This window comes from Bradyrhizobium sp. AS23.2 (assembly GCF_001908185.1).
Taxonomy (GTDB): Bacteria; Pseudomonadota; Alphaproteobacteria; order Rhizobiales; family Xanthobacteraceae; genus Bradyrhizobium.
The window spans coordinates 1-25,057 of the sequence record NZ_LGHM01000159.1 but is presented as its reverse complement, the minus strand read 5'-3'; the positions used below and the strand labels follow the sequence as shown (position 1 = coordinate 25,057).

20 protein-coding genes and 1 pseudogene are annotated in these 25,057 nt (G+C 63.5%); 13 read left to right on the top strand and 8 right to left on the bottom strand.

Translation table 11 applies throughout. From position 1 onward, the window contains the following. Positions 1–117: 117 nt before the first annotated feature. From AC630_RS31500 to AC630_RS31485, 4 genes are all read right to left on the bottom strand, one after another. On the bottom strand, positions 118–1,989 hold the full coding sequence (locus tag AC630_RS31500; protein WP_074122354.1) for an AMP-binding protein: 1,872 nt from the start codon (positions 1,987–1,989) through the stop codon (positions 118–120). Between the two features lie 43 nt (positions 1,990–2,032). Then, positions 2,033–2,839 (bottom strand): enoyl-CoA hydratase/isomerase family protein, encoded by an 807-nt coding sequence (locus tag AC630_RS31495; protein ID WP_074122353.1) that lies wholly within the window; start codon positions 2,837–2,839, stop codon positions 2,033–2,035. Positions 2,840–3,031: 192 nt separating this feature from the next. Then, positions 3,032–3,790 carry an SDR family NAD(P)-dependent oxidoreductase gene (locus AC630_RS31490; protein WP_074122352.1) on the bottom strand — a complete coding sequence of 253 codons (759 nt, stop codon included), beginning with the start codon at positions 3,788–3,790 and terminating at the stop codon, positions 3,032–3,034. Positions 3,791–3,846: 56 nt separating this feature from the next. Then, a complete protein-coding gene (locus AC630_RS31485) occupies positions 3,847–4,449 on the bottom strand; it encodes a TetR family transcriptional regulator (protein WP_074122351.1) in 603 nt (200 codons plus the stop codon). Between the two features lie 214 nt (positions 4,450–4,663). Here AC630_RS31485 and AC630_RS31480 point away from each other — a divergent pair, with 214 nt between their 5' ends. Both AC630_RS31480 and AC630_RS31475 read left to right on the top strand, forming a co-directional pair. Further along, the gene (locus tag AC630_RS31480) at positions 4,664–5,836 is read left to right on the top strand and encodes an acetyl-CoA C-acetyltransferase (RefSeq protein WP_074122358.1); all 1,173 of its coding nucleotides are present in this window, start codon (positions 4,664–4,666) and stop codon (positions 5,834–5,836) included. Positions 5,837–5,937: 101 nt separating this feature from the next. After that, positions 5,938–7,482, top strand: coding sequence for an acyl-CoA synthetase (locus AC630_RS31475; protein WP_074122350.1), 1,545 nt, complete (start codon positions 5,938–5,940; stop codon positions 7,480–7,482). Positions 7,483–7,608: 126 nt separating this feature from the next. On the opposite strand, the gene AC630_RS31470 is transcribed toward AC630_RS31475, so the two are convergent. Further along, positions 7,609–8,154, bottom strand: coding sequence for a methylated-DNA--[protein]-cysteine S-methyltransferase (locus tag AC630_RS31470; protein WP_074122349.1), 546 nt, complete (start codon positions 8,152–8,154; stop codon positions 7,609–7,611). 140 nt (positions 8,155–8,294) lie between these two features. Between AC630_RS31470 and AC630_RS31465 the strand changes: the two genes are divergently transcribed. Together AC630_RS31465 and AC630_RS31460 are read left to right on the top strand one after the other, a co-directional pair. Beyond that, on the top strand, positions 8,295–9,113 hold the full coding sequence (locus tag AC630_RS31465; RefSeq protein ID WP_074122348.1) for an alpha/beta fold hydrolase: 819 nt from the start codon (positions 8,295–8,297) through the stop codon (positions 9,111–9,113). 2 nt (positions 9,114–9,115) lie between these two features. After that, positions 9,116–9,928 carry an alpha/beta fold hydrolase gene (locus AC630_RS31460; RefSeq protein ID WP_074122347.1) on the top strand — a complete coding sequence of 271 codons (813 nt, stop codon included), beginning with the start codon at positions 9,116–9,118 and terminating at the stop codon, positions 9,926–9,928. Positions 9,929–9,996: 68 nt separating this feature from the next. Here AC630_RS31460 and AC630_RS31455 read toward each other — a convergent pair whose 3' ends face one another. Next, on the bottom strand, positions 9,997–10,452 hold the full coding sequence (locus AC630_RS31455) for a carboxymuconolactone decarboxylase family protein (RefSeq protein WP_074122357.1): 456 nt from the start codon (positions 10,450–10,452) through the stop codon (positions 9,997–9,999). Positions 10,453–10,552: 100 nt separating this feature from the next. On the opposite strand from AC630_RS31455, the gene AC630_RS31450 reads away from it, so the two are divergent. From AC630_RS31450 to AC630_RS31420, 7 genes and pseudogenes are all read left to right on the top strand, one after another. Further along, on the top strand, positions 10,553–11,410 hold the full coding sequence (locus AC630_RS31450) for a sigma-70 family RNA polymerase sigma factor (RefSeq protein WP_074122346.1): 858 nt from the start codon (positions 10,553–10,555) through the stop codon (positions 11,408–11,410). An 86-nt stretch (positions 11,411–11,496) separates the two neighbouring features. Further along, positions 11,497–12,768, top strand: a complete 1,272-nt coding sequence (locus tag AC630_RS31445; protein ID WP_074122345.1) for a M20/M25/M40 family metallo-hydrolase — start codon at positions 11,497–11,499, stop codon at positions 12,766–12,768. 197 nt (positions 12,769–12,965) lie between these two features. Beyond that, positions 12,966–13,643: a GntR family transcriptional regulator gene (locus AC630_RS31440; RefSeq protein ID WP_074122356.1), complete on the top strand. Its 678-nt coding sequence runs from the start codon at positions 12,966–12,968 to the stop codon at positions 13,641–13,643. Between the two features lie 160 nt (positions 13,644–13,803). Further along, complete coding sequence (locus AC630_RS31435) at positions 13,804–14,604, top strand: phytanoyl-CoA dioxygenase family protein (RefSeq protein ID WP_074122344.1); 801 nt, start codon at positions 13,804–13,806, stop codon at positions 14,602–14,604. A gap of 161 nt (positions 14,605–14,765) precedes the next feature. After that, positions 14,766–16,079, top strand: a complete 1,314-nt coding sequence (locus AC630_RS31430; protein ID WP_074122343.1) for an NAD(P)H-dependent oxidoreductase — start codon at positions 14,766–14,768, stop codon at positions 16,077–16,079. Positions 16,080–16,441: 362 nt separating this feature from the next. Beyond that, a complete protein-coding gene (locus AC630_RS31425; RefSeq protein ID WP_083636456.1) occupies positions 16,442–18,232 on the top strand; it encodes an adenylate/guanylate cyclase domain-containing protein in 1,791 nt (596 codons plus the stop codon). A gap of 346 nt (positions 18,233–18,578) precedes the next feature. Beyond that, positions 18,579–19,560, top strand: a pseudogene (locus AC630_RS31420) (catalase family peroxidase). 304 nt (positions 19,561–19,864) lie between these two features. Here the strand turns inward: AC630_RS31420 and AC630_RS31415 are convergent. Further along, complete coding sequence (locus AC630_RS31415; RefSeq protein WP_074122342.1) at positions 19,865–20,950, bottom strand: SDR family oxidoreductase; 1,086 nt, start codon at positions 20,948–20,950, stop codon at positions 19,865–19,867. A 293-nt stretch (positions 20,951–21,243) separates the two neighbouring features. On the opposite strand from AC630_RS31415, the gene AC630_RS31410 reads away from it, so the two are divergent. Both AC630_RS31410 and AC630_RS31405 read left to right on the top strand, forming a co-directional pair. Beyond that, the gene (locus AC630_RS31410) at positions 21,244–22,335 is read left to right on the top strand and encodes a TRAP transporter substrate-binding protein (RefSeq protein ID WP_074122341.1); all 1,092 of its coding nucleotides are present in this window, start codon (positions 21,244–21,246) and stop codon (positions 22,333–22,335) included. 485 nt (positions 22,336–22,820) lie between these two features. After that, positions 22,821–23,912: a TRAP transporter substrate-binding protein gene (locus AC630_RS31405; protein WP_074122340.1), complete on the top strand. Its 1,092-nt coding sequence runs from the start codon at positions 22,821–22,823 to the stop codon at positions 23,910–23,912. A gap of 245 nt (positions 23,913–24,157) precedes the next feature. On the opposite strand, the gene AC630_RS31400 is transcribed toward AC630_RS31405, so the two are convergent. After that, the gene (locus AC630_RS31400; protein WP_074122339.1) at positions 24,158–24,745 is read right to left on the bottom strand and encodes a hypothetical protein; all 588 of its coding nucleotides are present in this window, start codon (positions 24,743–24,745) and stop codon (positions 24,158–24,160) included. Positions 24,746–25,057: the final 312 nt, after the last annotated feature.

Below are 25,057 nucleotides of genomic sequence, written 5' to 3'. Positions count from 1 at the left end.
CGCGAGCTATGATGCGCAATTGCGCATCTGAGAATCCATAACCACGAGCCGGGGTTATGGATTCCGGGCCTGGCCCTTCGGGCCATCCCGGAATGACTATGGGAGAGAGTTGCGTGTTCATCGCAGCACGATCACATCCTGATCCGGCTTGTCGGCATAGAGGCGCCCCACCAGCGCGGCGCGGCGCTCGAGGCCGGCGCGCTGGTTGATGTAGCCCTTGTCGGTGAGCTCGTTGCCGTCGATCGAGGGCGGCTCGACCATCAGCATCGCGCGCGCGATGATGCGGCTGCTCGCGCCTTCGCACTCCTTGTTATGAGCTTCCAGTCCACGCCTGAGACAGGCGATCACCTCGGGATGCTTCACCGCCTCCTCAAAGCTCAGCTCGGAATTGCCGACGAGCTGGCGGCAGGCATGCAGGTTCGGCCAGGCAAGCAGGCCAATGGAGCATTGATCCTGGCCGGCGACCAGCGCGTCATGCACGACGGGCGTCGCGGCGGCGATCGCGTCGGTACGGAGCGAGCCGACATGCACGAACGTGCCGGTGGTGAGCTTGAAGTCTTCCACCACCCGGCCGGCAAAGATGATGCCCTTCACCGGATCGGTGTCGTCGACGAAGATGCCGGCGTCACCGATGCAGTAGAAGCCTTCCTCGTCGAACATCTTCTTCGTGAGATCAGGCTGGCCGAAATAGCCGGGCGTGACGTTGACGCCACGCAGGCGCAGCTCGTATTTCGAGCCGCACGGCACCATCTTCAATTCGACGCCGGGGAACGGCAGGCCGATCAAGCCGACGCGCTCGGTGTCCCAATAGGTGCCGGTCGAGGTCGGCGCGGTCTCCGTCGAGCCCCACCCCGTGTAGAACACGATGCGCTCGCCGGTGGTCTTCACCGCCAGCGCCTGCATGCGGTCGTAGAGATCGTCGGGCAGGCGCGCGCCGCCATAGGCCATGATCGAAAGGTTCTTGAAGAAGGAGCGGCAGAGCGCGTCGTCCTTCTCCATCGCGGCCGCGAGCGCGGCATAGCCCGCCGGCACGTTGGCATAATAGGTCGGCGAAATCTCGCGCAGATTGCGCAGGGTCTCGTCGAACTGGCCCGGCATCGGCCGGCCGTCGTCGATATAGAGCGTGCCGCCATCGACAAGGATGGGATGGAACGCCGCGTTGCCGCCCATGGTGTGATTCCAGGGCATCCAGTCCAGCATGGCCGGCAGCGGCCCACCCGGCGTGCGCGGCCGCACCTGCATCATCATCGCCGCGTTGGCGCACATCATGCTTTGTGTGTTGATGACGGCCTTTGGCATGCCGGTCGAGCCTGACGTGAACAGCAGCTTGCCGACGGTGTCAGGCGTTATCTTGGCGATCGAATCCTCGACGTCCTTCGTCACCGGTGTCGCGGCGAGCTCGGCGAAGCTGGCGCTCTTGATGCCGTCGCAGGGACGCGCGACGTGGATCACGGTGACACCGGTGAGATCGAGCGCCTTCAGCGCCTTCTCGAAGGTCGGCCCATCCTGCACCATCACCACGGCCGGCTTGACCAGATCGAAGAGGTATTTCAGCTTGACGTGATCATGGCTCATCAAGGAGTAGGCTGGCGACACCGGTGCAGCCGGTGAGCGCGCCTGCATCGCGGCCTGCGTCATCAGCGCGTGCTCGATCGAATTGCCGGAAAGGATCGTCACCGGACGGCCGTCGAGCTTGAGACTGAGAAGTGCCTGCGTCAGCGCATCCACGGTGCGCTTGGCTTCGCCGTAGGAGATCTTGCGCCATTCGCGATTCGGTCCGCCGCGCTGCGCGAGCCAGATGCGTTCGGGTGCTTCCTTCGCCCATTTCGCGAGCGAGGCCGGAAGGTGCTTCTCGTAAGCTTGCAGCGGAATGCGCGACTTCAGCACCACCGTGCCGTCGCCGCGGCGTTCGACGTCGATGTCGCGCTTGAGCCACTCGACCTTGCGAAAGGCGGGCTTTGACATCACCGCCGCCGCACTTCCACTCATTTTGCGTCTCCCGGAATTATTGTCCTTTGCGGATCTTTGTCGTTCAGCGCCTGATATAGACAGGCTTTCGCTTCTCAAGGAAGGCCCTGATGCCTTCCGAAAATTCCTCGGAGCGGCTGCACAGGACCTGGTTGCGGTCCTCCATCGCGATCGCCGCTTCCAGCGATCCGGCATCGACGCTCATGTTGAGACATTCCTTGGACAAGCGCAGGCCCACAGGCGACGCGGTCATCATCGCATCGACATAAGGCTCGGCGGCGTCATCGAGCTTGTCCTCGTCAACGACCTCCGAAACGAGCCCGACCGCGAGCGCGCGCTCGGCGCCGATGAAGCGCCCGGTAAGGATCAGCTCGGAGGCGACGGACACGCCGACGAGCCGCGGCAGGAAATAGCTGGTACCGATGTCGCAGCCGCCGAGGCCGAGCTTGATGAAGGCACAGTTCATCCGCGCCGACTTCGTCGCGATGCGGATGTCGGACGCAAGCGCCAGCGCAAAACCACCGCCGGCCGCCGCGCCTTGCACTAGCGCCAGGATCGGCTGCGGACAACGCCGCATCAGCATCACGATGTCGGCGATGCGCCGTTGCGAGTCCAGCGACTCCGTCACACCGGGCGGCTCCTGCTGGCCCGCGCGACGCTGCATCGCGGCCTTGAGATTGAGACCCGCGCAAAAATTCTTGCCGGCGCCCTTCAACACCACCACGCGCGTGTCGCGATTGCGCTGGAGGCCCTGGAAGTAAACGTTGAGCGCGTCGATCAGCGCGGGATCAAGCGCGTTGAGGCTGTCAGGACGATTGAGCGTCACCCGGTCGACGCCGTCGTCGTGCTCGATCAGCAGCGGTTGGGACATGAGGGCCTCGTGCGCACCGCTAGTCGCGGCGCCGATTGCTGTGCCCTCTCCCCTTGTGGGAGAGGGCGTGTATATCGCTAGCCACATACTCGCTTGGGTGAGGGGTCTGTCTCCGCGGATGCAGACCCCTCATCCGCGTTGCCTTCGGCAAGGCACCTTCTCCCACAAGGGGAGAAGGGAAGATCAGCGGAGTTACCGCGGAGCCATGCGGATGGCACCGTCGAGACGGATGGTCTCGCCGTTGAGCATCGGGTTCTCGACGATGTGCACGGCGAGCGCGCCGTATTCGTTGGCATCGCCGAGGCGCGAGGGATGCGGCACCTGGGCGCCGAGGCTCTTGCGGGCCTCCTCGTTCAGGCCCATCAGCAGCGGCGTGAAGAACAGGCCGGGCGCGATGGTGTTGACGCGGATCTTCTGGCTGGCGAGGTCGCGCGCGGCCGGCAGGGTGAGGCCGACGACGCCGCCCTTCGACGCCGAATAAGCGATCTGGCCGATCTGGCCCTCATAGGCCGCAACCGAGGCGGTGTTGACGATGACGCCGCGCTCTTCACCGATCGGCTCGATCGTGGCGAGGCGCTCGGCGAACAGCCGCAGGCAGTTGAACGTGCCGATCAGGTTGACGTTGATAATGCGCGCGAACTTTTCGAGCGGATAGACGCCGTCGCGGCCAACAATACGCTGCGAGCCGCCGATGCCGGCGCAGTTCATCAGCACGCGGGCGACGCCATGCGCGGCTTCCGCCTTCGCGATCGCCGCCTTGATCTGCTCTTCGCTAGTGACGTCGGCATGAAGCGCGACGCCCTTCACTTCGGCGGCGACCTTCTCAGCGTTTTCCTTGCTCTGGTCAATCACGCCGATCTTGGCGCCCTTGGCGGCCATGGCGCGGGCGGTCGCGGCACCGAGGCCCGAACCACCGCCGGTGATCAGAACGGCTACATCCTTCAACTGCATCGTAAGCTACCTTTCCTTGGGCGTTTCTTCTCTGGACTCGAAGCGTTTCGGCCGGATTATCCAACCGCGGCAGCCTCCTCGGCTTGCGTGAGGATGCCGCCGCAGATCTGCGTTTCCATGTGTTTGATGTATTGCCGGCAGACTTCATCGGTGACCGGGCCGACGCCGGTCGCGCGGGACATCGCGTGCCGACCGAAGAACAGGTGATCGCAGGCGCCGATCAGGCTGGTGTAGAACAGCACCGGATCCGTCTGGCGGAACTCGCCGCGGGTAACGCCTTCGGCGAGCAGGCGGCGATGGAAGTCCAGAAGCGGCGCGACGAAGAACTTCGAGACTTCGTCGGCAGAGCCCGCGCTGCTCTCGTGCAGGAGATAGTGGATCAGCCGGTTCATATAGGGGAACCGGTAATAGGCACGGATAACGCCTCCGATATGCAACTTCAGCTTCGCGGTCGGCGTGATCGGCTGCACCAGCAGATATTCAAGATTGGACATCTCGGTCGCGGCGTCGCGCGCGAGCAGCGCCAGCAGGAGGCCTTCCTTGTTGCCGAAATGATATTTGACCAGCGCGGCGTTGGCGCCGGACTTCTGGGCGATGTCGGAGAGGGAGATCTCGATCGAGCAGCGTTCGATCATCAGGTCGCTCGCGGCCACGAGCAATTTCTCTGCCGTGGAATTCTTTCCGCTGGGGAGCCTGTTCGGTACGCTGGTAGTCACGGAGATCCCTGTTCTCGCCGCATGAGCGGGCCGCAGATAAGCCGAAGCAGCGCCTCATCACAAGAGTTAATTGATCGATTGACTAAGCGATATCTCGCCCCTTAAATCCGCCCCCGACAACCCAACCCACTTCAGAACAATCATGGGAGAGACCGAAATGGCCGAGGCTTACATCGTCGCCGCCGCGCGTACCGCAGGCGGGCGCAAGGGGGGCCGCCTCGCCGGCTGGCATCCGGCCGATCTCGCCGCCAAGGTGCTGGACGAGCTGGTCGATCGCACCAAGGCCGATCCCGCCCTGGTCGAGGACGTGATCATGGGCTGCGTCATGCAGGTCGGTGAGCAGTCGAACAACGTCGCGCGCAACGCGATCATGGCCTCGAAGCTGCCGGAGAGCGTGCCGGGTACCTCGATCGACCGTCAGTGCGGCTCGTCGCAGCAGGCGCTGCACTTCGCGGCACAAGCCGTGATGTCCGGCACGATGGACGTCGTGATCGCCGCCGGCGTGGAATCGATGACGCGCGTGCCGATGGGCCTGTCCTCACAGTTGCCCGCCAAGAACGGCTTTGGCAATTCCAAGAGCCCGGGCATTGAGGCGAAATATCCGAACATCGTGTTCAGCCAGTTCACCGGCGCGGAGATGATGGCCGAGAAGTACGGCCTGTCGAAGGACGAACTCGACGAATATTCCTACAACAGCCATCAGCGCGCGATCGCGGCGACGCAGGCCGGTCTCTTCAAGAAGGAGATCGTGCCACTCGAGATCACCCGCGCCGACGGCTCCAAGGACACCCACCACATCGATGAAGGCATCCGGTTCGACGCCACGATCGAAGGTATCAAGGGCGTCAAGCTGATCGCCGAGAATGGCAAGCTCACCGCGGCAAGCGCCAGCCAGATCTGCGACGGCGCCTCCGGCGTCATGGTGGTCAACGAGCGCGGCCTCAAGCAGCTCGGCGTCAAGCCGCTCGCGCGCATCCACCATATGACCATGATCGGCGGCGACCCCGTGATCATGCTGGAAGCGCCGCTGCCCGCCACCAAGCGCGCGCTGGAGAAGGCCGGCATGAAGATCGGCGACATCGACCTGTTCGAGGTCAACGAGGCCTTCGCCTCGGTGCCGACCGCGTGGCTGAAGACCACCGGCGCCGATCCGGCCCGCCTCAACGTCAATGGCGGCGCCATCGCGCTCGGTCATCCCCTCGGCGGCTCCGGCACCAAGCTGATGACGACGCTGGTCCACGCCCTGCATCAGCGCGGCAAGCGCTACGGCCTCCAGACCATGTGCGAAGGCGGCGGCATGGCCAACGTGACGATCGTCGAACGGCTGTAAGAAGAAAAGCGAAGAACGAATGGCGAGTGGTGAGTGGCGATAGGGAGCGGTATCCGCCCCCGTCGTCATTCACCGCTCGCCTCTTTTTTTGAGGAAACGCCATGACCCATCCGTCCGTCTACGCGAAGACCACGCCCGACAAGATCGCCTACCAGATGGCCGGGACCGGCAAGGCGATCACCTATCGCGAGCTCGACGAACTCTCGAACCAGGGCGCGCAGCTCTTCCGCTCGCTCGGGCTCAAGGCCGGCGACCATATCGCGCTGCTGATGGAGAACCGCCTAGCGTTCATGGAGATCTGCTGGGCCGCGCAACGGAGCGGACTCTATTACACCGCGATCAGCCGTTACCTGAAGCAGGACGAGATCGACTACATCATCGGCGATTGCGGCGCCAAGGTCGTGATCACGACGCCGAAATGCGCTGACCAGATCAAGGGTCTGATCAAGGGTACCGCGGGCGAACCGATCTTCTACATGGTCGACGAGCCGCTGCCCGGCTTCCGCTCCTACGACAAGGAAGCAGCAAGCCAGCCGGCGACGCCGATCGCCGACGAGGTCGCGGGCTACGACATGCTGTATTCGTCGGGCACCACTGGCCGCCCCAAGGGCGTCAAGAAGGCGTTCGAGGGCAATCCCATCGACGTGCCCAACGCCTTCCTGCGCGTGCTCTGCGCCGACATGTGCGGCATGAACGCCGAAAGCACCTACCTTTCACCGGCGCCGCTCTATCATGCAGCTCCCCTGCGCTTCAACATGATGGCGATCGTGCTTGGCGGTACCTCCATCATCATGGATCATTTCGACGCCGAGGATTTCCTGAAGCTGGTCGAGAAATACAAGGTCACGCAGTCCCAGCTCGTGCCGACCATGTTCGTGCGCATGCTGAAGCTGCCGGACGAGATCCGCGCGAAGTACAACGTCTCGACGCTGAAAGGCGCGATCCACGCCGCCGCACCCTGCCCGATCGAGGTCAAGGCCAAGATGATCGAGTGGTGGGGACCGATCCTGATCGAGTATTACGCGGGCTCGGAAGGCAACGGCGTCACCGTCTGCAACTCGCAGCAGTGGCTTGAACATCGCGGCAGCGTCGGCCGCGCCGTGGTCGGCAAGATCAAGATCCTGGACGAGAACGACGAGGAGCCGCCGACGGGCGAAATCGGCACAGTCTATTTCGCCGATGCGCCTGTTTTCACCTATCACAACGATCCCGAGAAGACGAAGAAGGCCTACAACGCAAAGGGCTGGTCGACGCTCGGCGACGTCGGCTATCTCGACAAGGACGGCTTCCTCTTTCTCACCGATCGCAAGTCCTACATGATCATCTCGGGCGGGGTGAACATCTACCCGCAGGAGACCGAGGATGTGCTCATCACCCACCCCGAGATCGCCGACGTCGCCGTGTTCGGCGTGCCGAACGAGGAGATGGGCGAAGAGGTGAAGGCGGTAGTGCAGCCGCACGACATGAAGCGTGCAGGCAAGGCGCTCGAGGCCGACCTGATCGCCTACTGCAAGACGCGCCTTTCCGCGATCAAGTGCCCACGCTCGATCGATTTCGAGGCCGAGCTGCCGCGCACCCCCACCGGCAAGCTGGTGAAGCGCCATCTGCGCGACAAGTATTGGCCGAAGACGGCGGCGAAGATTTAGCCGCGATGCTGGAATCGTAGGGTGGATTAGCCGAAGGCGTAACCCACCTCCTTACTGTCTGCGTGGAGAGGGAAGTGGTGGGTTACGCTTCGCTAACCCACCCTACGCACCCCCGTGCAAGCATGCTCATTCAAACAAGCTCGGCGTGTGGTTCACCAGCGCGCCTTCGATCTCGAGCATCTTCAGCTTGGTCACCACGCCGCCATTCGCCGAGAAGCCGCCGGGCTTGTTGCCGGCCGCCAGCACGCGATGGCAGGGCACGACGATCGGGCACGGGTTGCGGCCGAGTGCCTGGCCGACGTCGCGCGACAGCTGGACGCCGCCGAGTTGCTTGGCGATGTCGCCATAGGTGATCGTCTTGCCGGGCGGGATGGTGCGGGCGATCTCGTAGACGCCGCGGTTGAAGTCGGGCACGCCGTCGAGATCGAGTGGGATGTCGGTGAGGTCATCCGGCTCGCCCGCGAGCAGTTTTGTGATGCGGTCGATCGCCTGCTGTACCTCGACGGTTGGCTCGGCCTCGCTGGCGTCAGCGTGACGACGCTGGCTGATGCGGGTGCGGATCTTCTCCTCGCCGCCCATCGGCAGTTGCGTGCCGTTGATGCCGCGCGGGCCCCAGGCGATGGCGCACAGGCCGATCCTGGTGTCGAACAGGGCAAAATGCTGGTCGGTCATGGCTTGGTTCCTTGCCTCTCGTCCTCGACGCATGCCCCCAATTGTGATCTCCCGCCATATCTAGGCTTGGAAATAGTTGCGATCCACCCGGTTTCCGGGAATCTTGCACAGGAGTTCCTGTCCACTCTCGCGAGCCCAGAATGCAAAGCCTCCAAGTCAACGGATACGACATGCCCTATCTCGACGTGGGCGAAGCCAAAGGCGGCCCGCCGCTGGTCTGCGTGCACGGCTCGCTGTCCGACTTCCGCGTCTGGGGCTGCGTGCTCGGGCCGCTGACGCAGCGGCACCGGCTGATCTCGGTCAGCCTGCGACACTTCTTCCCGGCGCGATGGGACGGCGTCGGCGATACCTACTCCATCGCCCAGCATGTCGATGACGTCATCACCTTCATCGAGAAACTCGATCTCGGCCCGGTCGACCTGATGGGCCATTCCCGGGGCGGACACATCTGTTTCCGCGTGGCCCAGCGGCGGCCGGAGCTGTTGCGGCGGCTGATCCTGGCCGAACCTGGCGGCGAGCTCGATGCGAGCCTCGATCCCGACTATGTCGGCGGCCCCTCGCCGCTGCTGGCGCACTTCACCGCTTCGGCCGAGAAGATCGCGGCCGGCGATGTCGACGGCGGCCTCGCCGTCTTCGTGGACACGCTGGAAGGGGCCGGCACCTGGCCGCGGCTGCCGGCGATGGTGAAGCAGAATCTGCGCGACAACGCCTACACCCTGATCGGCCAGGTTCGCGACAATCGCCCGCCCTTCTCGAAAGCGGATGCGGAGTCGATCAAGATGCCGACGCTGTTCATCCTGGGCGCGCGGACCAAGGGCCTGCTGCCGAAGGTGCTGCATGCGCTCGCCGCGCATGTGCCCTACTCCAAGACGGCGATCATCCCGAACGCGACGCACCCGATGTTCGAGCAAGCGCCGCAGAAATACTCCGAAGTGGTGTTGGATTTCCTGGCGAGCTGACCATGCAGAGCTTTCGCGTCAACGGTTACGACATGGCCTATCTCGAAGTCGGAGACGGCCCTCCGCTGGTCTGCGTGCATGGCACGCTCGGCGATTTCCGCACCTGGTATTCGGTGCTCGGGCCACTGTCGAAATCCCATCGTGTCATCTCGGTCAGCCTGCGACATTTCTTCCCTGAACATTGGGACGCCGTCGGCGACGACTACAAGATGGCCCAGCACGTCGCCGACATGATCGCCTTCCTAGAGCAGGTCAGGCCCGCGCCGGTCGACCTGATGGGACATTCGCGCGGCGGCCACATCGCGTTTCGTGTCGCCCAAGTGCGGCCCGATCTCTTGCGCAAGCTGGTGCTGGCCGAGCCCGGCGGCGATCTCGACGCCAGCCTGCCCGTCCCCGCAGGTACGCCAGCACATCCGCCGCTGGCCACACGCACCGCGCGCTCGGTCGAGATGATCCATGCCGGCGACATCGAGGGCGCACTGCAGAACTTCTACGAAGGCATCGAAGGCGACGGCTCGTGGCGGCGGGTGCCGGCGGCGGCCAAGCAGCAACTGCGCGACAACGCGCTCACCTTCCTCGGCCAGATCAACGAGCAGCGCAGGCCCTATACGCTCGCGGACGCGCAGGCGATCGCGACACCGACGCTCCTAATCGGCGGCGGCGCCACCACCGGCAGCCTGTCGGCGATATGGCGTGTGCTGGCCGAGTACATCGCAGGCAGCAAGACGGCGGTGATCCCCAATGCCGGCCACTGGATGTTCGAGCAAGCGCCGCTGGAGTTCGGCGAGGCGGTGAACAGGTTTCTGGCGGAGTAGGCGAGCGTAAGAAGGGCATCGTCGTTGACCTCCCTCGCCCCGCTTGCGGGGAGAGGCGAAAAAGGGCCTCACACCTTCCAGACGCCGACCGGCATCTTGATCGTCGCGTTGAGGCGGTTCCAGACGTTGATCGTCGCGATCGAGAGGATCAGGGATGCGAGCTCGCGTTCGTCGAAATGCTTGGCGGCCTCGTTCCAGATCGCATCCGGCACCGCATCTTCGCGATCTGCAAGGCGCGTGACGGCTTCGGTGAGCGCCAGCGCGGCGCGCTCGGCGTCGGTGAAATAGGGCGCATCGCGCCAGGCTGACACGGCGAACAGGCGCTCGTCGGTCTCACCGGCCCTACGGGCGATCTTGGGATGCATATCGACACAGACGCTGCAGCCATTGATCTGGCTTGCGCGCAGGTGCACCAGTTCCAGGAGCTTTTCCGGAAGGCCCTGCTTGGTCAGGTTGCCAAGCGACTGAAGGTGATTCATGGCCTCAGGAAGAACCATGACCGGGTGATTCATGCGTGCGTGCATCATCTTGCGTCTCCGTTTCTCGAATTTCGAAGGTTCCGGTCACATCCGCCGGATTGGCTTCGTCATGGGCATGACGGATCGCGATGAGGGAATGTGACCGATGACTGAAGAAAATTTTCTCGCCCGCCAGTTCGAGACCAATCGGGACCATCTGCGCGCCGTCGCCTATCGGATGCTGGGCTCAAGCGTCGAGGTCGACGACGCCGTGCAGGAGGCCTGGCTGCGGCTCAGCCGGAGCGATACGTCTGGCGTCGCGAACCTGCGGGGCTGGCTGACCACCGTGGTCGCACGCATCTGCCTCGACATGCTGCGCGCCCGAAAATCGCGCCGCGAGGATCCGATGGGCCCGCATGTGCCGGAGCCCGTCGACGAGTCGCGGGAGCGCGAGGCGGAGATGGCCGATTCCGTCGGCGCGGCGCTGCTCGTCGTGCTGGAGACATTGCAGCCGGCGGAGCGGCTCGCCTTCGTGCTGCACGACATGTTCGCGGTGCCGTTCGAGGAGATCGCGCCGATCGTCGGCCGCTCGGTCGACGCTTCGCGCCAGCTTGCGAGCCGCGCGCGGCGCCGCGTGCAGGGCGCGCCGGTGCCCGAGGCGGATCTGTCGCGCCAGCGCAGGATCGTCGACGCCTTCCTCAAAGCCTCGCGTGAAGGCAATTTCGAAGGACTGCTGGCCGTTCTCGATCCCGACGTCGTGTTCCGTGCCGACCAGGCCGCGGTGCGGCTCGGCACGCTGCCGGAGATCCGCGGCGCGGATGCGGTCGCGCAGCTCTACAAGGGCCGCGCCCAGGCTGCACGGACTGCGCTGGTCGATGGCGGGATGGGCGTCGCGGTCATCCTGGGCGGGCATCTGCGCATCGCGCTGCGCATCACCTTCAAAGGCGAGCGCATCGCCGCGATCGAGGCAACGGCCGATGCCGAGCAGATTGCGACGCTCGATGTGGAGGTGCTGGAGCGCTAGAGCAGCGTGGCATCCGGACTGTCCCGATGCTACGTTTCTGTCCAATCGCGCGCGGTGCCGGCGCTCAAGACGCGAAAGGATGCCTCATGAAAGCCCGCTACGTTTCCCTGCTCGCTTTGCCCCTGCTCGCTCTGTCCTTGCTCGGCCTTGTCGCCGGCAGCACGACCGCGTTTGCGGCCGCCGACGAAAAGTTGAAAGCCGCCGCCGAGCAGGAGAAGGCGCCGCTGATCGAAACGCTGCACGACATGGTGCTGATCGAGAGCGGCAGCGGCGATGCCGAAGGGCTGAAGAACATGGCCGACTTCACGGAAGCACGACTGAAGGCGCTCGGCGCCACGACCGAGCGGCGCAAGACCATCGCGGGTACACGCGCCGATATGGTGATCGCCACGTTCCAGGGCACGGGGTCGCGAAAACTGATGCTGATCGCGCATATGGACACGGTCTATCAGCGCGGCATCCTCGCGACCGAGCCGTATCATGTCGATGGCAACCGCATCTTTGGCCCCGGCATCGCCGACGACAAGGGCGGCATCGCGGTGGTGCTGCACGCGCTCAAGATCTTGAGGGACGCGGGCTGGAAGGACTATGCGAAGCTTACCGTCTCGTTCAACCCGGATGAGGAAGTCGGCTCGATCGGATCGGGCGAGATCATCGCAGAGCTCGCCGACCAGCATGACGTCGTGCTCTCCTGCGAGCCGACGGCGGCCTCTCCGGTGGCGAAGAATGACGCGCTGCTGCTCGGGGCTAGCGGCACCGCGACCGCAAAGATGGAGGTGAAGGGCCGCGCATCGCATGCCGGCGCCGCGCCCGATCTCGGCCGCAACGCGCTGATCGAGCTCGCGCACCAATTGGTGCAAACCAGGGACGTCGCCAAGTCGATCCCAGGCACGCAGCTCAACTGGACCACCGCGCAAGCGGGCACCGTGCGCAACCAGATCCCGGAAAAGGCCGAGGCCGGCGCCGACATCCGCCTCACCATTCCCGATGGCATCGCCAAATTGCAGGCGGCGCTCGACGCGAAGCTGAAAGAGAAGCTCGTTCCCGAGACAGAAACCACGGTGACGATCACGGCGGGACGCCCGCCGTTCGTCGCCAGCGATCGCGGCCGCGCGCTGGCGCAGGAGGGACAGGCGATCTATGCCGAGATCGACCGCAAGCTCGACCTCGTCGAGATGACCGGCGGCGCCACCGATGCCGGCTACGCCAACCGCAGCGGCAAGGCGATCGTGGTCGAGAGCTTTGGCCTCGCCGGCTTCGGCTATCACGCGCGCGATGAATTCATCGACACCAACTCGATCGTGCCGCGGCTCTATCTGATGAGCCGGATGCTGATCGAGCAGGGGAAGAAGAAGTAGGGCGTCCGGCGCGGGCCAAGCCATTTTGGCGAAAACAACCCCATGCACAGTAGACGAGCCTAGTAATATCAACGGCTTAGAGAGGCTCAAAAAGGCCGCTTGAGCGGGCCTCGAAGCATGTCTTGACGTCCTCCCCCTCCCGCGATATCTTCGAATACGGAATTCCGTATTCCTTTTTTCTCCTCGGAGCTGCCGGCGTGATCCCCCTCGACCCGCTTCCGAACCTGATCGACCAGGTCTATGCACGGATCCTGGAGGCGATTTCCGATTGCACGCTGCAGCCCGGCCAGCGCATCCGGCAGAACGAGCTCGCCGACAAGCTCGGCGTGTCACGCCAGCCGGTGTCGCATGCGCTGCATCTGTTGCACCGGCAGGGGCTCGTCGCCGAGAGCGGCCGTCGCGGCTTTGAGGTCACCCAGCTCGACGCCTCCCGCATCCGCCAGCTCTACGAGGTGCGTGGCGCCATCGATGCGCTCGCTGCCAGGCTCGCAGCGATGCGCGCCGCAAGCGACGCGGCCGGACGTGCGCGGCTCGACGCGGCGCTCACCGCCGGACGCCACATCGACCACAAGACATCGCTCGCCGAGCTCATCGTGCTCGATGTCGACTTTCACCGCGCGATCTATCAGCTCGCCGGCAATCCCGTGATCGAAGAGACGATCGCGCCGCAATGGCCGCACATGCGCCGCTCGATGGCGACGGTGCTGTCGGAGCTCGATTATCGCGGCAACGCCTGGGCCGAGCATGCGACGATCGCGGGCCACATCCTTGCAGGTGACGCGAAGGCAGCCGAACGCGCAGCGCTGGCGCATGCGCAGACGGCGGGACGAATGACTGAGGAGAGATTGAGGGCGACGGAAGAGGCGGCGGCGTAGCCGCCAACGCCGTCATTCCGGGGCACGCGAAGCGTGAACTATGATGCGCAATTGCGCATCAGAGAATCCATCGGGCCACAGAGACTGCGGATAAATGGATTCCGGGCTCACGCTTCGCGTGCCCCGGAATGACAAAAACCAAACAACAGGAGGACGACCCTTGAAACTGTCTCAGGAGCAATTGGAGTTCTTCCACCGCGAGGGCTGGCTGTTCCTGCCCGAACTGTTCAACCAGGAGGAAGTCGACTTCCTCGCGCGGGAGGCGGTCGGCATTTATGACGCCAACCGGCCCGAGGTCTGGCGCGAGAAGAGCGGCGCACCCCGCACGGCGTTTGCCGCGCATCTCTACAACGCGGCCTTCGGCATCCTCGGCGCGCATCCGCGCATGATCGAACCGGTCGAGCAGGTGTTCGGCGAGCCGGTCTATATGCATCAGTTCAAGATCAACGCGAAATCGGCCTTTACCGGCGACGTCTGGCAGTGGCACCAGGATTACGGCACCTGGAAGCGCGACGATGGCATGCCGGAGCCGCGCGCAATGAACATCGCGATCTTCCTCGACGAGGTGATGCCGATCAACGGTCCGCTGATGCTGGTGCCGCGCAGCCAGAATGCCGGCGATCTCGAAGCCTCGCACGACCTTGCCACCACGTCCTATCCGCTGTGGACGCTGGACGAGGACACGGTGACGCGGCTCGTCAAGCAGGGCGGCATCGTGGCGCCGACCGGCAAGCCCGGCGGCATGCTGATGTTCCACGGCAATCTCGTGCACGGCTCGGCCGGCAACATCACGCCCTATCCGCGCAAGATCGTGTACCTGACGCTGAACGCGGTCTCGAACTACATCCGAAACCCGACGCGGCCGGAGTATATCGCGCATCGCGACTTCGCGCCGATCAAGAGGGTGGACGACGACGCACTGGTGCGGCTTGCACGTGCACCGCGGCAGGCGGCGGAGTAAGAGACTCTCGTGCCCCGGACGCAGCGCAGCGTCTCTTCGACGATGCGCTGCTGAGCCGGGGCCCACGCCGCGCGTAACTCCCTTACACTGGGTCCCGGCTCTGCGGCGTATCACTGGCGTGCTGCACCGCGTCCGGGACACGATACTTATCGGATATCCCCATGAACCTCTTCCGCCTCCTCCAAGCCCGCGCGTCCGCCGGCAAACCCGTCCGTGTCGCGCTGATCGGCGCCGGCAAATTCGGCTCGATGTTCCTCGCGCAGGTGCCGCACACGCCGGGGCTGGAAGTGCCCATCATCGTCGACATCGACCGCGACCGCGCGCGCGAGGCCTGCCGTACGGTCGGCTGGGACGATGCGCGCATCGCCGCGACCGTGTTCACCGATGACGGCGCGCGCGCGATTGCCGGCGGCGCAATGGATGTGGTGGTGGAAGCGACCGGCAATCCCGCGGTCGGCATCCGCCACGCGCGCGCCGCGATCGCGGCGGGCAAGCATGTCGTGATGGTCAATGTCGAGGCCGACGTGCTGGCGGGCCCCCTGCTCGCCGAAGAGGCGCGCAAGGCGGGTGTGGTCTATTCGCTCGCCTATGGCGACCAGCCGGCGCTGACGGCGGAGATGGTCGACTGGGCCCGTGCCACAGGCTTTCGTGTCGTCGCTGCCGGCAAAGGCACAAAGTATCTGCCGGCCTATCACGACGTGACGCCCGACGGCGTCTGGCAGCACTACGGCCTGACCGCCGGCGAAGCGCAGTCTGCCGGCATGAATCCGCAGATGTTCAACTCCTTCCTCGACGGCACCAAATCGGCGATCGAGATGGCCGCGATTGCCAATGCCTGCAGCCTCGACGTTCCCGCGAGCGGGCTGCTGTTTCCGCCCTGCGGTGTCGACGACCTGCCGCATGTGATGCGGCCGCGCGACAAGGGCGGCGTGCTGGAACGATCCGGCGTGGTGGAGGTGGTCTCCTCGCTCGAGCGCGACGGCCGCCCGGTGTTTCGCGACCTGCGCTGGGGCGTGTACGTCGTGCTGGAGGCACCGAACGACTACGCCGCGGATTGCTTCAAGCAATACGGCCTCAAGACCGACGCCAGCGGACGCTTCGCCGCGATGTACAAGCCGTACCACCTGATCGGGCTCGAGCTGAACATCTCGGTGCTATCGGCCGCGCTACGGGGTGAGCCGACCGGACAGCCCTATGGCTTCCGCGGCGACGTCGCCGCCGTGGCAAAGCGAAACTTGCGCGCCGGCGAGATGCTGGACGGCGAAGGCGGCTACACGGTGTGGGGCAAGCTGGTGCCGGCGGCCGCGAGCCTGAAGGCGAGCGCCCTGCCGATTGGTCTGGCGCATCGCCTCAAGCTCAAGCACGACGTCGCCCATGGCGAGATCGTGCGCTGGAGCGACGTCGAATTCGACGCCAACAACGAGACGATCAAGACGCGCAAGGCGATGGAAGGTGCGTTCGTGAAGGAGGGTTAGGGCGTGTACTCATAAATCTATCGTTTCAGCTTCGGACGCGGCGAGATCCGTTTGCGCTCCTGAGCGGACATGCGAGGCGCGCTTGGTCATGTCCGCTTAGGGGCGCAGAACCGGAAGTCGCGCGCCTCGCGCAATTGGGTTAGTTTGCATGATGATTACCATAGCCTCACAATCAGGATCACAAGGCCCGTAACCCAACTGTGATGCAGGCATTTAAGGCGGCGCGCATTCGCGCTCTTTCCAAATCCCAGACAAACCTCGGTCAGTGCGGCTGACGCGTTTCAACTTAGCGGCAACGACCGTAAGAGCCCGTTTGGTGCTGCGGTCTGATCCGTCGTAGAATATCGGTGGGTTGGTGGGCCATGGTGCGGGCCATGGTGCAAGAGCGGGTCCGAGTCGAGCGTAGATTATCGGCGATCTTGGCCGCCGACGTGGCTGGCTATTCTCGGCTCATGCACAATGACGAAGAGGCGACCCACGCCAAGCTGACGGCACTCCTCGCCGGAGGTGTCGAGCCCGCGATTGCGCAGCACGGCGGCCGCATCGTTAAGAACACCGGCGACGGGTTTTTGGCGGAGTTTCCAAGTGCGGTCGAAGCGGTGCGGGCTGCCATGCAGTTCCAGTCCCGCATCAACGAACTTACCAGCGACGATGCGGAAGACAGGCGCATTCTCTTCCGTGTGGGGCTCAATATTGGCGACATCATCGTCGAAGCCCATGATATCTTTGGAGACGGCGTCAACATCGCGGCGCGGCTCGAGAGCATCGCCGAACCCGGGGGCATCTGTATCTCTCAGACTGTCTTCAATCACGCGCGCGACAAGGTGCCTTTCGACGTCGAGGAAGCGGGCGAGCAAACTCTGAAGAACATCGCCCGGCCTGTCCACGTTTACCGCATCATCATCGACGCCGGCCCGCGGACTGCGACGCCTAAACGCGAGGTTCCGGCGCTTGCGTTGCCTGACAAACCGTCTGTCGCCGTGCTGCCGCTGACCAATATGAGCGGCGACCCCGAGCAGGAATTCGTCTCCGACGGTATAGCCGAAGATGTGATCACGGCGCTATCGCGCTATCCCTCGTTGTTCGTCATCGCGCGGAACTCGTCGTTCACTTACAAAGGGCGAGCGGTTGATGTGAGACAGGTCGGGCGCGAGCTCGGCGTCCGCTACGTGCTCGAAGGTAGCGTGCGCAAGGCCGGCAGCCGGATCCGCGTGACCGCGCAGCTCATAGAGGCGGCGACCAGCAATCATGTGTGGGCCGAGCGCTACGACCGCGATCTTGCGGATGTTTTCGCCGTGCAGGATGAGCTTACCGAAGCGCTGACGACTGCGCTCGCCCCCGCCATTGCAGACGCCGAGCTCCGACGCGCCATGCGCAGGCCACCGGGGAGCCTTGATGCCTGGGCAGCCTATCAGCGCGGCCTGTGGCATCTCAGCAAAGCGACCGCAGACGACGATGAGACCGCAGAGAAATTCTTCAGAGAGGCGATCGATCTCGACCCGACCTTCGGCGGCAGCTACAGCGCGCTCGCTCTGTACCAGCTGCAAGCGGCCGCGCTCTACCAGAAGATAGGCCTGCGAGACGCGCAACGCTCGGCGGAGGCCTTGGCCCGCCGGGCGGTCGCGCTCGATGGTGCCGATGCGGAAGCCCGTTCGTGCCTTGGCTGGGCCTTGCAAGCACGCGGCGAGGCTGACGATGCGTTGGCGGAGATCGAGCGAGCTCTCTCCATGAGTCCAAATCTGGCGATCGCGCATGGCCATCGAGGCGCAACGCTGATCTTTGCCGGACGGCCCAAGGAGGGGGTCACTGCTCTCAACGCGTGTATCAGGCTCGATCCCCGCGACCCCTATCTGGCAGTCCGCTTGCTGCACAGTGCGTGCGGTTTGTATTTCTGTGGCGAATATGAGGCTTCGATCGAGGCCGCAAAACGTCTGATCCGGTCGTATCCCGATTTTCCGATGATCTACCGCTGGTCCGCGGCGGCGCTGGGCCAGCTTGGCCGCACAGCGGAAGCGAAGGAAGAGCTGGAAAAGGCTGTCTCGCGCGCACCGGGGGCATTCGAGATGTATGTCCGCAACAGAGCTCCGTGGTTTCGTCCAGAAGACCACGCGCATCTCGTCGACGGTCTGCGTAAGGCCGGGTGGAGGGGGTGAGGCTGCATTGAACGTCGGGCCATCCGTTCTGCTTTGCATCCGGTCAAAGAGAGGGCACCGCAATTCTTAGAGCCCAGGTGGCCTTCAGATTGATTACCATCTCCACCTTGGTGACTTGGACGATCGGGAGGCGCCCGGCATTTCGAGAATCTTGGCGAGATAAGCGCCAGCCTGAGTATGCGATTCAATGATGCTTACCGAAGAGAGATCGCGCCCGCGTGAACAGCACCCCGGGGCCAGCCAAGGAAGTGCGCTCGGGCTGACTGACTCATGCCGAGACTGAACTGGCACAGAGCCCGCCCTTTTGGTGCTATACTTGCTTGCGCCTTACATAGGAGGGCATCCCATGAGAAACAGCAAAGCCGTTGCTGCGCTGGTTGGGTTGGGTTTTGCCTTGCCCGTGGTTGCACTGGCGCAGGACCAGCCCATTGAGGAGCAGCTCATCAATGCAATGAACCAGGTGTTCGGGGTACATCCCGGATTCCGGGCTAATCATGCCAAAGGCCTTGTGGTCGAAGGCAGTTTCAAGGCATCCCCGGAAGCAACAGGGCTAAGCCGTGCGGCCCTATTCAGCGGCGCTACGATCGCTGTGACGGTACGCTTCTCAGACTCGACGGGGGGTGCCAAACCTACCGGATGGGGCCGAAAATGCCAATCCGCACGGCATGGCGGTGAAGTTCCATCTGCCAGACGGCAGTGACACCGACATTGTGATCAATTCCCTCAAGTTCTTCCCTGTGTCTACAGGCGAAGAGTTTCGCGACCTGCTAATGGCACTGGCGGACAGCCCGCCCAATGCTACCAAGCCGACGAAATTCGAACAGTTCGCGGCGAGCCATCCCTCGGTTCCTGCCGCCTTCAGCACTGTAGCAACGCCAGACAGCTTCGCCGACGAAGAATACTTCGGCATTGACGCCTTCGTTTTGGTCAACAAAGCGGGTGAGAGGCAGGCAGTCCGGTATCAGATGCTGCCTGAGAACATTGTTCATCTGGATAAATCCGACGCGGCGAAACGGGCACCGGACTTCCTGATGGAAGAGTTGCCAGAACGTCTGAAGCGGGGACCGGTGACGTTTCACTTCAACGCACAACTCGCTGCGGCGGACGATTCCACGAAAGATCCGACAAAACCCTGGCCCGAAGATCGTAAGGTCGTAGAGCTTGGAGTGCTGACGATCGATAGGGCAGCGGAGAACAGTGTCGAGGTCCAGAAAAGATTGCTGTTTCTACCGGGTCAGCTCACCGATGGAATCGAGCGGTCCGATGATCCGCTGATCGACATCCGCGACGCTGCATATGCTGTTTCGTTCTCGCGGCGCAATCCCTGATCATCGGGGGTATGCCGCGGTCAGAACCGTGGAAATAACATTGTCACGTTCGCGTTCGAGGTACCCGTTTTGGGTCCGTGCTCGCCATTGCCGGATCTTTCATCAAGAACCTGAGCAAGCCAATCGACTGCTGAGGGTCAAAAGGCGAAATTCCCGTGCCTTTCGCGCATTTCCGCTTTTTCCCGAGAAAGCAGACATCGATTCTTTATGAGTACATGCCCCAGTTGCTGAATGATCGGACCGCGAACTCGGCGCCCCTCTTCCGCTTGCGGGAGGGAGCACGCCACCGTTGTAGCAACGGTTTCTAGGGAAGCAGCCGTTCCTGCTTCGCCTGCCTGAACCACTTCCGGAACATGTCCTCGGTGTCCATCATCTCGGTGAAGCCGGCGCGGTTGATCTTCACCGTCGAGACGATCGAGGGCGGACCGGGTTCGGCGTGGCTGTAGCGCATGCTGTAATCGGCGTATTGGAACGAGAGGCCGACGAATTCGGCCAGACCCGGCGACACGAGACCGTGCTTGCGCCGTAGCGCGTTCCACGGATCGACCCAGTTTGGAAACTCCTTCGCGAGCGACAGCGGCACCGGCTTGCCGGGCTTCATCCCAAGCGCGTCAGCCACCGCCGGCCAGATGTTTTCCCAGGTGAAGACATCGCCATTGGTGACGTTGAAGGCTTCGTTCTGTGCCGCTTTTGCTTCGCCCGACCAGGCGATCGCGCGCGCCAGCAGATCGACATCGACCGCCTGCGACACGCGCGCGGCACCGCCGGGATAGTCGAGCGGCCTGCCCTGCTCCCGCAGCATCGCGGCGTAGACGCCGAGCGGCGGAATCAGATCCATCGCGCCGCCCATGGCGAGGCCCACGATCAGCACCGGCCGCAAGATGCTCCAATGCCAGGCCTTGCCGGTCTGGAGCTCGCGCAGGAAATTTTCCTGGGCCCAGTAGAAATTGGGCTGCTCGTACATTTCGGAGCGGCCTTCGCGCGCCGGCACCGTGAGGGGACGCACATGGACGCCGTAGGCCTTGGTGCCTTGCAACAGAGCGACATGCCTAAGGTCCGGCGCGACCGGCTCGAGCGCGCTCATCAGGTTGCGCAGCATCAGGTCATTGGTCTTGATCTGCTGCTGGTCGCGCCAGCCATCGACGAGCTGCGGCGCCTCATAGAGCGCGGCGTAGATCAGGTGGGTGGCGCCCTGCAGCTCGGCTGCGGCACGGCGGCAATCGGCTTCGCTGGTCAGATCGATCGCGACGTGACGCGCACCGTAGAGGTCGCGCGGCTTGCGTCGCGACAGCGCAACAACCTCGCAGGGGGCGGATGTGCCGAAGTGTCGCAACGCGGCGTTGCCGACGAGACCGGTCGCTCCGGCGACCACCACCTTCTTGCTTGCCATGCTCGATCTCCCATTTTTTTTTTGCCCAATCAGGTAGCAGATCGCGGATGCCCCCGACTTGCGTCTGGCCAGCGTTCGCACTTGCGAGGAAGGCATGAGGCTTGATTATCGCAAAGCGCCCGGTCATCCTCATCGCGGGAACCGCAATGATCGGAATTCCAACAAAAAGAGCCCATCAGGGCCGTTCGGAAACGTCCAACAAGCCTCAACAGAACAACGTCGAGCCTCGGCGAAGAATAGACGACACCAAGATCGTTCCCTGGTCGAAGCATCGGCACAACGGAGGGATACGCATGAAACGTCGTGATTTCCTGAAGGTGACGGGCGTCAGCCTGGCCGCGAGCACAGCAGTGGCTGCGCCCGCGATCGCGCAGTCGTCACCCGAGGTCAGATGGCGGTACGCCACGAGCTGGCCGAAGGCGCTCGATACGCTCTATGGCGGCTGCGAATATTTCTGCAAGCAGGTCGCCGACATCACCGACAACAAATTCCAGATCCAGCCCTTTGCAGCGGGTGAAATCGTCCCGGGCCTGCAGGTGCTCGACGCCGTGTCGAACGGCACAGTCGAGATCGGCAACACCGCGCTCTACTATTATTGGGGCAAGAACCCCGCCTTCACGTTCGCAACCGCACTGCCGTTCGGGTTGAACACGCGCCAGCAGATCTCCTGGCTGCTGTGGGGCGGCGGGCAGGATCTCGTCAACGACCTGTTGAAGGAGCACAACGTCTACGGCATCCCGACCGGATCCACCGGCGCCCAGATGGGCGGCTGGTTCAGGAAGGAGATCAAGACCACCGAAGACCTGAAGGGCCTGAAGATGCGGATCGGCGGCTTTGCCGGCACGATCCTCGCCAAGCTCGGCTGCGTGCCGCAGCAGCTCGCGGGCGGAGACATCTATCCGGCGCTGGAAAAGGGCACCATCGATGCGGCGGAGTGGGTCGGTCCCTACGACGACGAGAAACTCGGCTTCGCCAAGGTGGCGAAGTACTATTACTATCCCGGCTGGTGGGAAGGCACGAGCCAGGGCCACAACATCATGAACATGGAGAAGTGGAACGCGCTGCCCAAGCACTACCAGGCGGCGATCGATGCGGCGTCACGCGACACCTTCACCTGGATCACCGGCAAATACGATGCGGTGAACGCCCCGGCGCTGAAGCGGCTGATCGTGAACGGCGCGATCCTCAAGGGCTTTCCGCAGGAAGTGCTCGAGGCCTGCTACAACGCCGCCAACGAGATCTATGCCGATCTCTCCAAGACCAATCCGCATTTCGGCAAGATGTATGCGAGCATGATGGCTTACAAAAATGACTCGTTGCCTTGGACGCAGGTGGCGGAGCTGAGTTACGACAGCTTCATGGCCCGGATGCGGACGAAGACGTGAGGCGCTGAACGGCGACGAAGGGCGGAAACGACGAAGCCCCGGAGATGTCTCCGGGGCTTTTTGCGTGAAGGGCAGCGCGGTCAGGCGCGGGCTCGCGCCACTCCAAAGGTGTCATCGCCCGGCTTGACCGGGCGATCCAGTATTCCAGAGGCCGACGTGGAGAGCACGCTTTCACCACATCCGCCGCTGCGTACTGGATGCCCCGGTCAAGCCGGGGCATGACAGCGGTGGGTTTGGCTCTCGTTTTCAGGCCGGGCCTTCGCAGATGCGAGTGGCCTGACAACGCTTGATTATCGCAAGGTGACCGGTCATCCTGATTACCGGGACCGCAACGCTCGGGATCCACAAAGAGCCCTGAAGGGCCTTCGGACACATTCACATCGTCACAACACCAACGTCACAACACCAACGTCGGTTATCGGCGAAGCAAAGACGACACGAAGATCGTTCCCTTGTCGAGGAATCGGCGCAACGGAGGGATACGCATGAAACGTCGTGATTTTCTGAAAGTGACAGGCGCCGGTCTGGCGGCGAGCACAGCAGTGGCTGCGCCGGCCATTGCGCAGTCGGCGCCGGAAGTGAGATGGCGGCTCGCCGCGAGCTGGCCGAAGGCGCTCGATACGCTTTACGGCGGCTGCGAATATTTCTGCAAGCGCGTCGCCGAAGCCACCGACAACAAATTCCAGATTCAGCCGTTCGCGGCCGGCGAGATCGTCCCGGGCCTGCAGGTGCTCGATGCCGTGTCGAACGGCACCGTCGAGATGGGCAACACGGCGCTGTATTATTATTGGGGCAAGAACCCCGCCTTCACGTTTGGCACGTCGCTGCCGTTTGGACTGAACACGCGGGCACATATTTCCTGGCTGCTGTTCGGAGGCGGCACGGAAATGATCAACGACCTTCTGAAGGAATACAACGCGATCGGCATCCCGACCGGCTCGACCGGCGCGCAGATGGGCGGCTGGTTCCGGAAGGAGATCAAGTCGATGGAGGATTTCAGGGGATTGAAGTTCCGCGTCGGCGGCTTCGCCGGCACGATCATCGCCAAGGTCGGCGGCGTGCCGCAGCAAATCGCGGGCGGCGACATCTATCCAGCGCTGGAGAAGGGCACGATCGATGCGGCCGAATGGGTCGGACCGTATGACGACGAGAAGCTCGGCTTCGTGAAGGTCGCAAAATACTACTACTATCCGGGCTGGTGGGAAGGCACGGGCCAAGGCCACAACATCATGAATCTCGACAAGTGGAACGCGCTACCGAAGCACTATCAGGCGGTGATCGAGATGGCTTCGCGCGATACGTTCACATGGGTCACCGGCAAATACGACTACGTCAACCCGCCGGCGCTGAAGCGTCTGCTGGTGGCCGGCGCAATCCTGAAGCCGTTCCCGCAGGAAGTGCTCGAGGCCTGCTACCACGCCGCGAACGAGATCTACGCGGATCTCAACAAGACCAATCCACACTTCAACAAGCTGTACACGAGCCTGTCCGCTTTCCGGAATGAATCGCTCGCCTGGATGCAGGTCGCTGAGCTCAGCTACGACAGCTTCATGATGCGGATGCGCACGCGGACGTGAGCTGACGACGGATCAGCTGGCCTGAAAACGACGAAAGCCCCGGAGATGGCTCCGGGGCTTTTGCGTTAACGACGGCAGGATTACGACAGCGCGATTGGGCAAGAGGCCGCGCCATTCCAATGGTGTCATCGCCCGCGAAGGCGGGCGATCCAGTATTCCAGAGCCCCATATTGAAGAGCTCGCTCTCACCAAATCCGCCGCGGCGTACTGGATGCCCCGGTCAAGCCGAGGCATGACAGCGGGGTTCAGTTCTGATCGTCGCCGAGCGCCGCGACCAGCTTGTCGTAGTACTTGCCGACGAGATCGATGTTGCCCTTGTTCTCGACCTGGGGCGCCGGGATCTTCAGCGCTTCGTTGAGCTCGTCGAGCGCTTCCTTCTTGTCCTTGGCAGGCATTTTCTTGTCGGCCTGGACCTGCGCGATCTGCGCCTTGATCACCGATTCGGTGCCGACATATTTCTTGGTCGCGGGATCGAACCCGCCGAGCACCAGGCTGACGTTGTCGACGACGTTGGCGTACTCGTCATAGCTGGCGAAGCCGTGCTTCTTGGCGACGGCGTCCAGCTGCGCGATCACCTTCTGATCGGGCGCGGTGTTCTCCGGAAGCTTCTCGGTGATCACATCCATGTCCTTTTGCGCGGCGAGCACGCCGTCGAGTTGCTTGTCGGTCAGCGCGATCTGCTTGAGTGTGGGTGCTTGCACGGGCGCGGTCTGCTGAGCCGGCGCAGCCTGCTTGGCTTGCGCGAACGCGGTGCCGGAGGAGGCAAGCGATGCTGCGGACAGAAGGCACGCGACGCCGAACGCGGTGAGGGCGGGACGAAGCAACGCAGGCATGGAAGTCTCCTCGGATATTTTGATTGCCGGGTTTCAAGGACGGAACCCGATTACCGGCGTCGACGTGAATGGCCCGTGAACTCGCGCCTGATCATCTTCAACCGAACGAGAGCGCGGGAAATCGGATGCGACCACGAGCCCGGCGGCTCGCTCGCTTCTCATGCTGAACGCGTATCGTGACGGAAAGATGCAGGCGGCGCGGCATTCATGCGTATAAACGAAAACGCCGCCTCCGTTACCGGAGGCGGCGTTTTGGATTCGAACATCGCAAGAGGAGGAAACCTTGTCCTTGGCAGGCCTGGCAGCGACCTA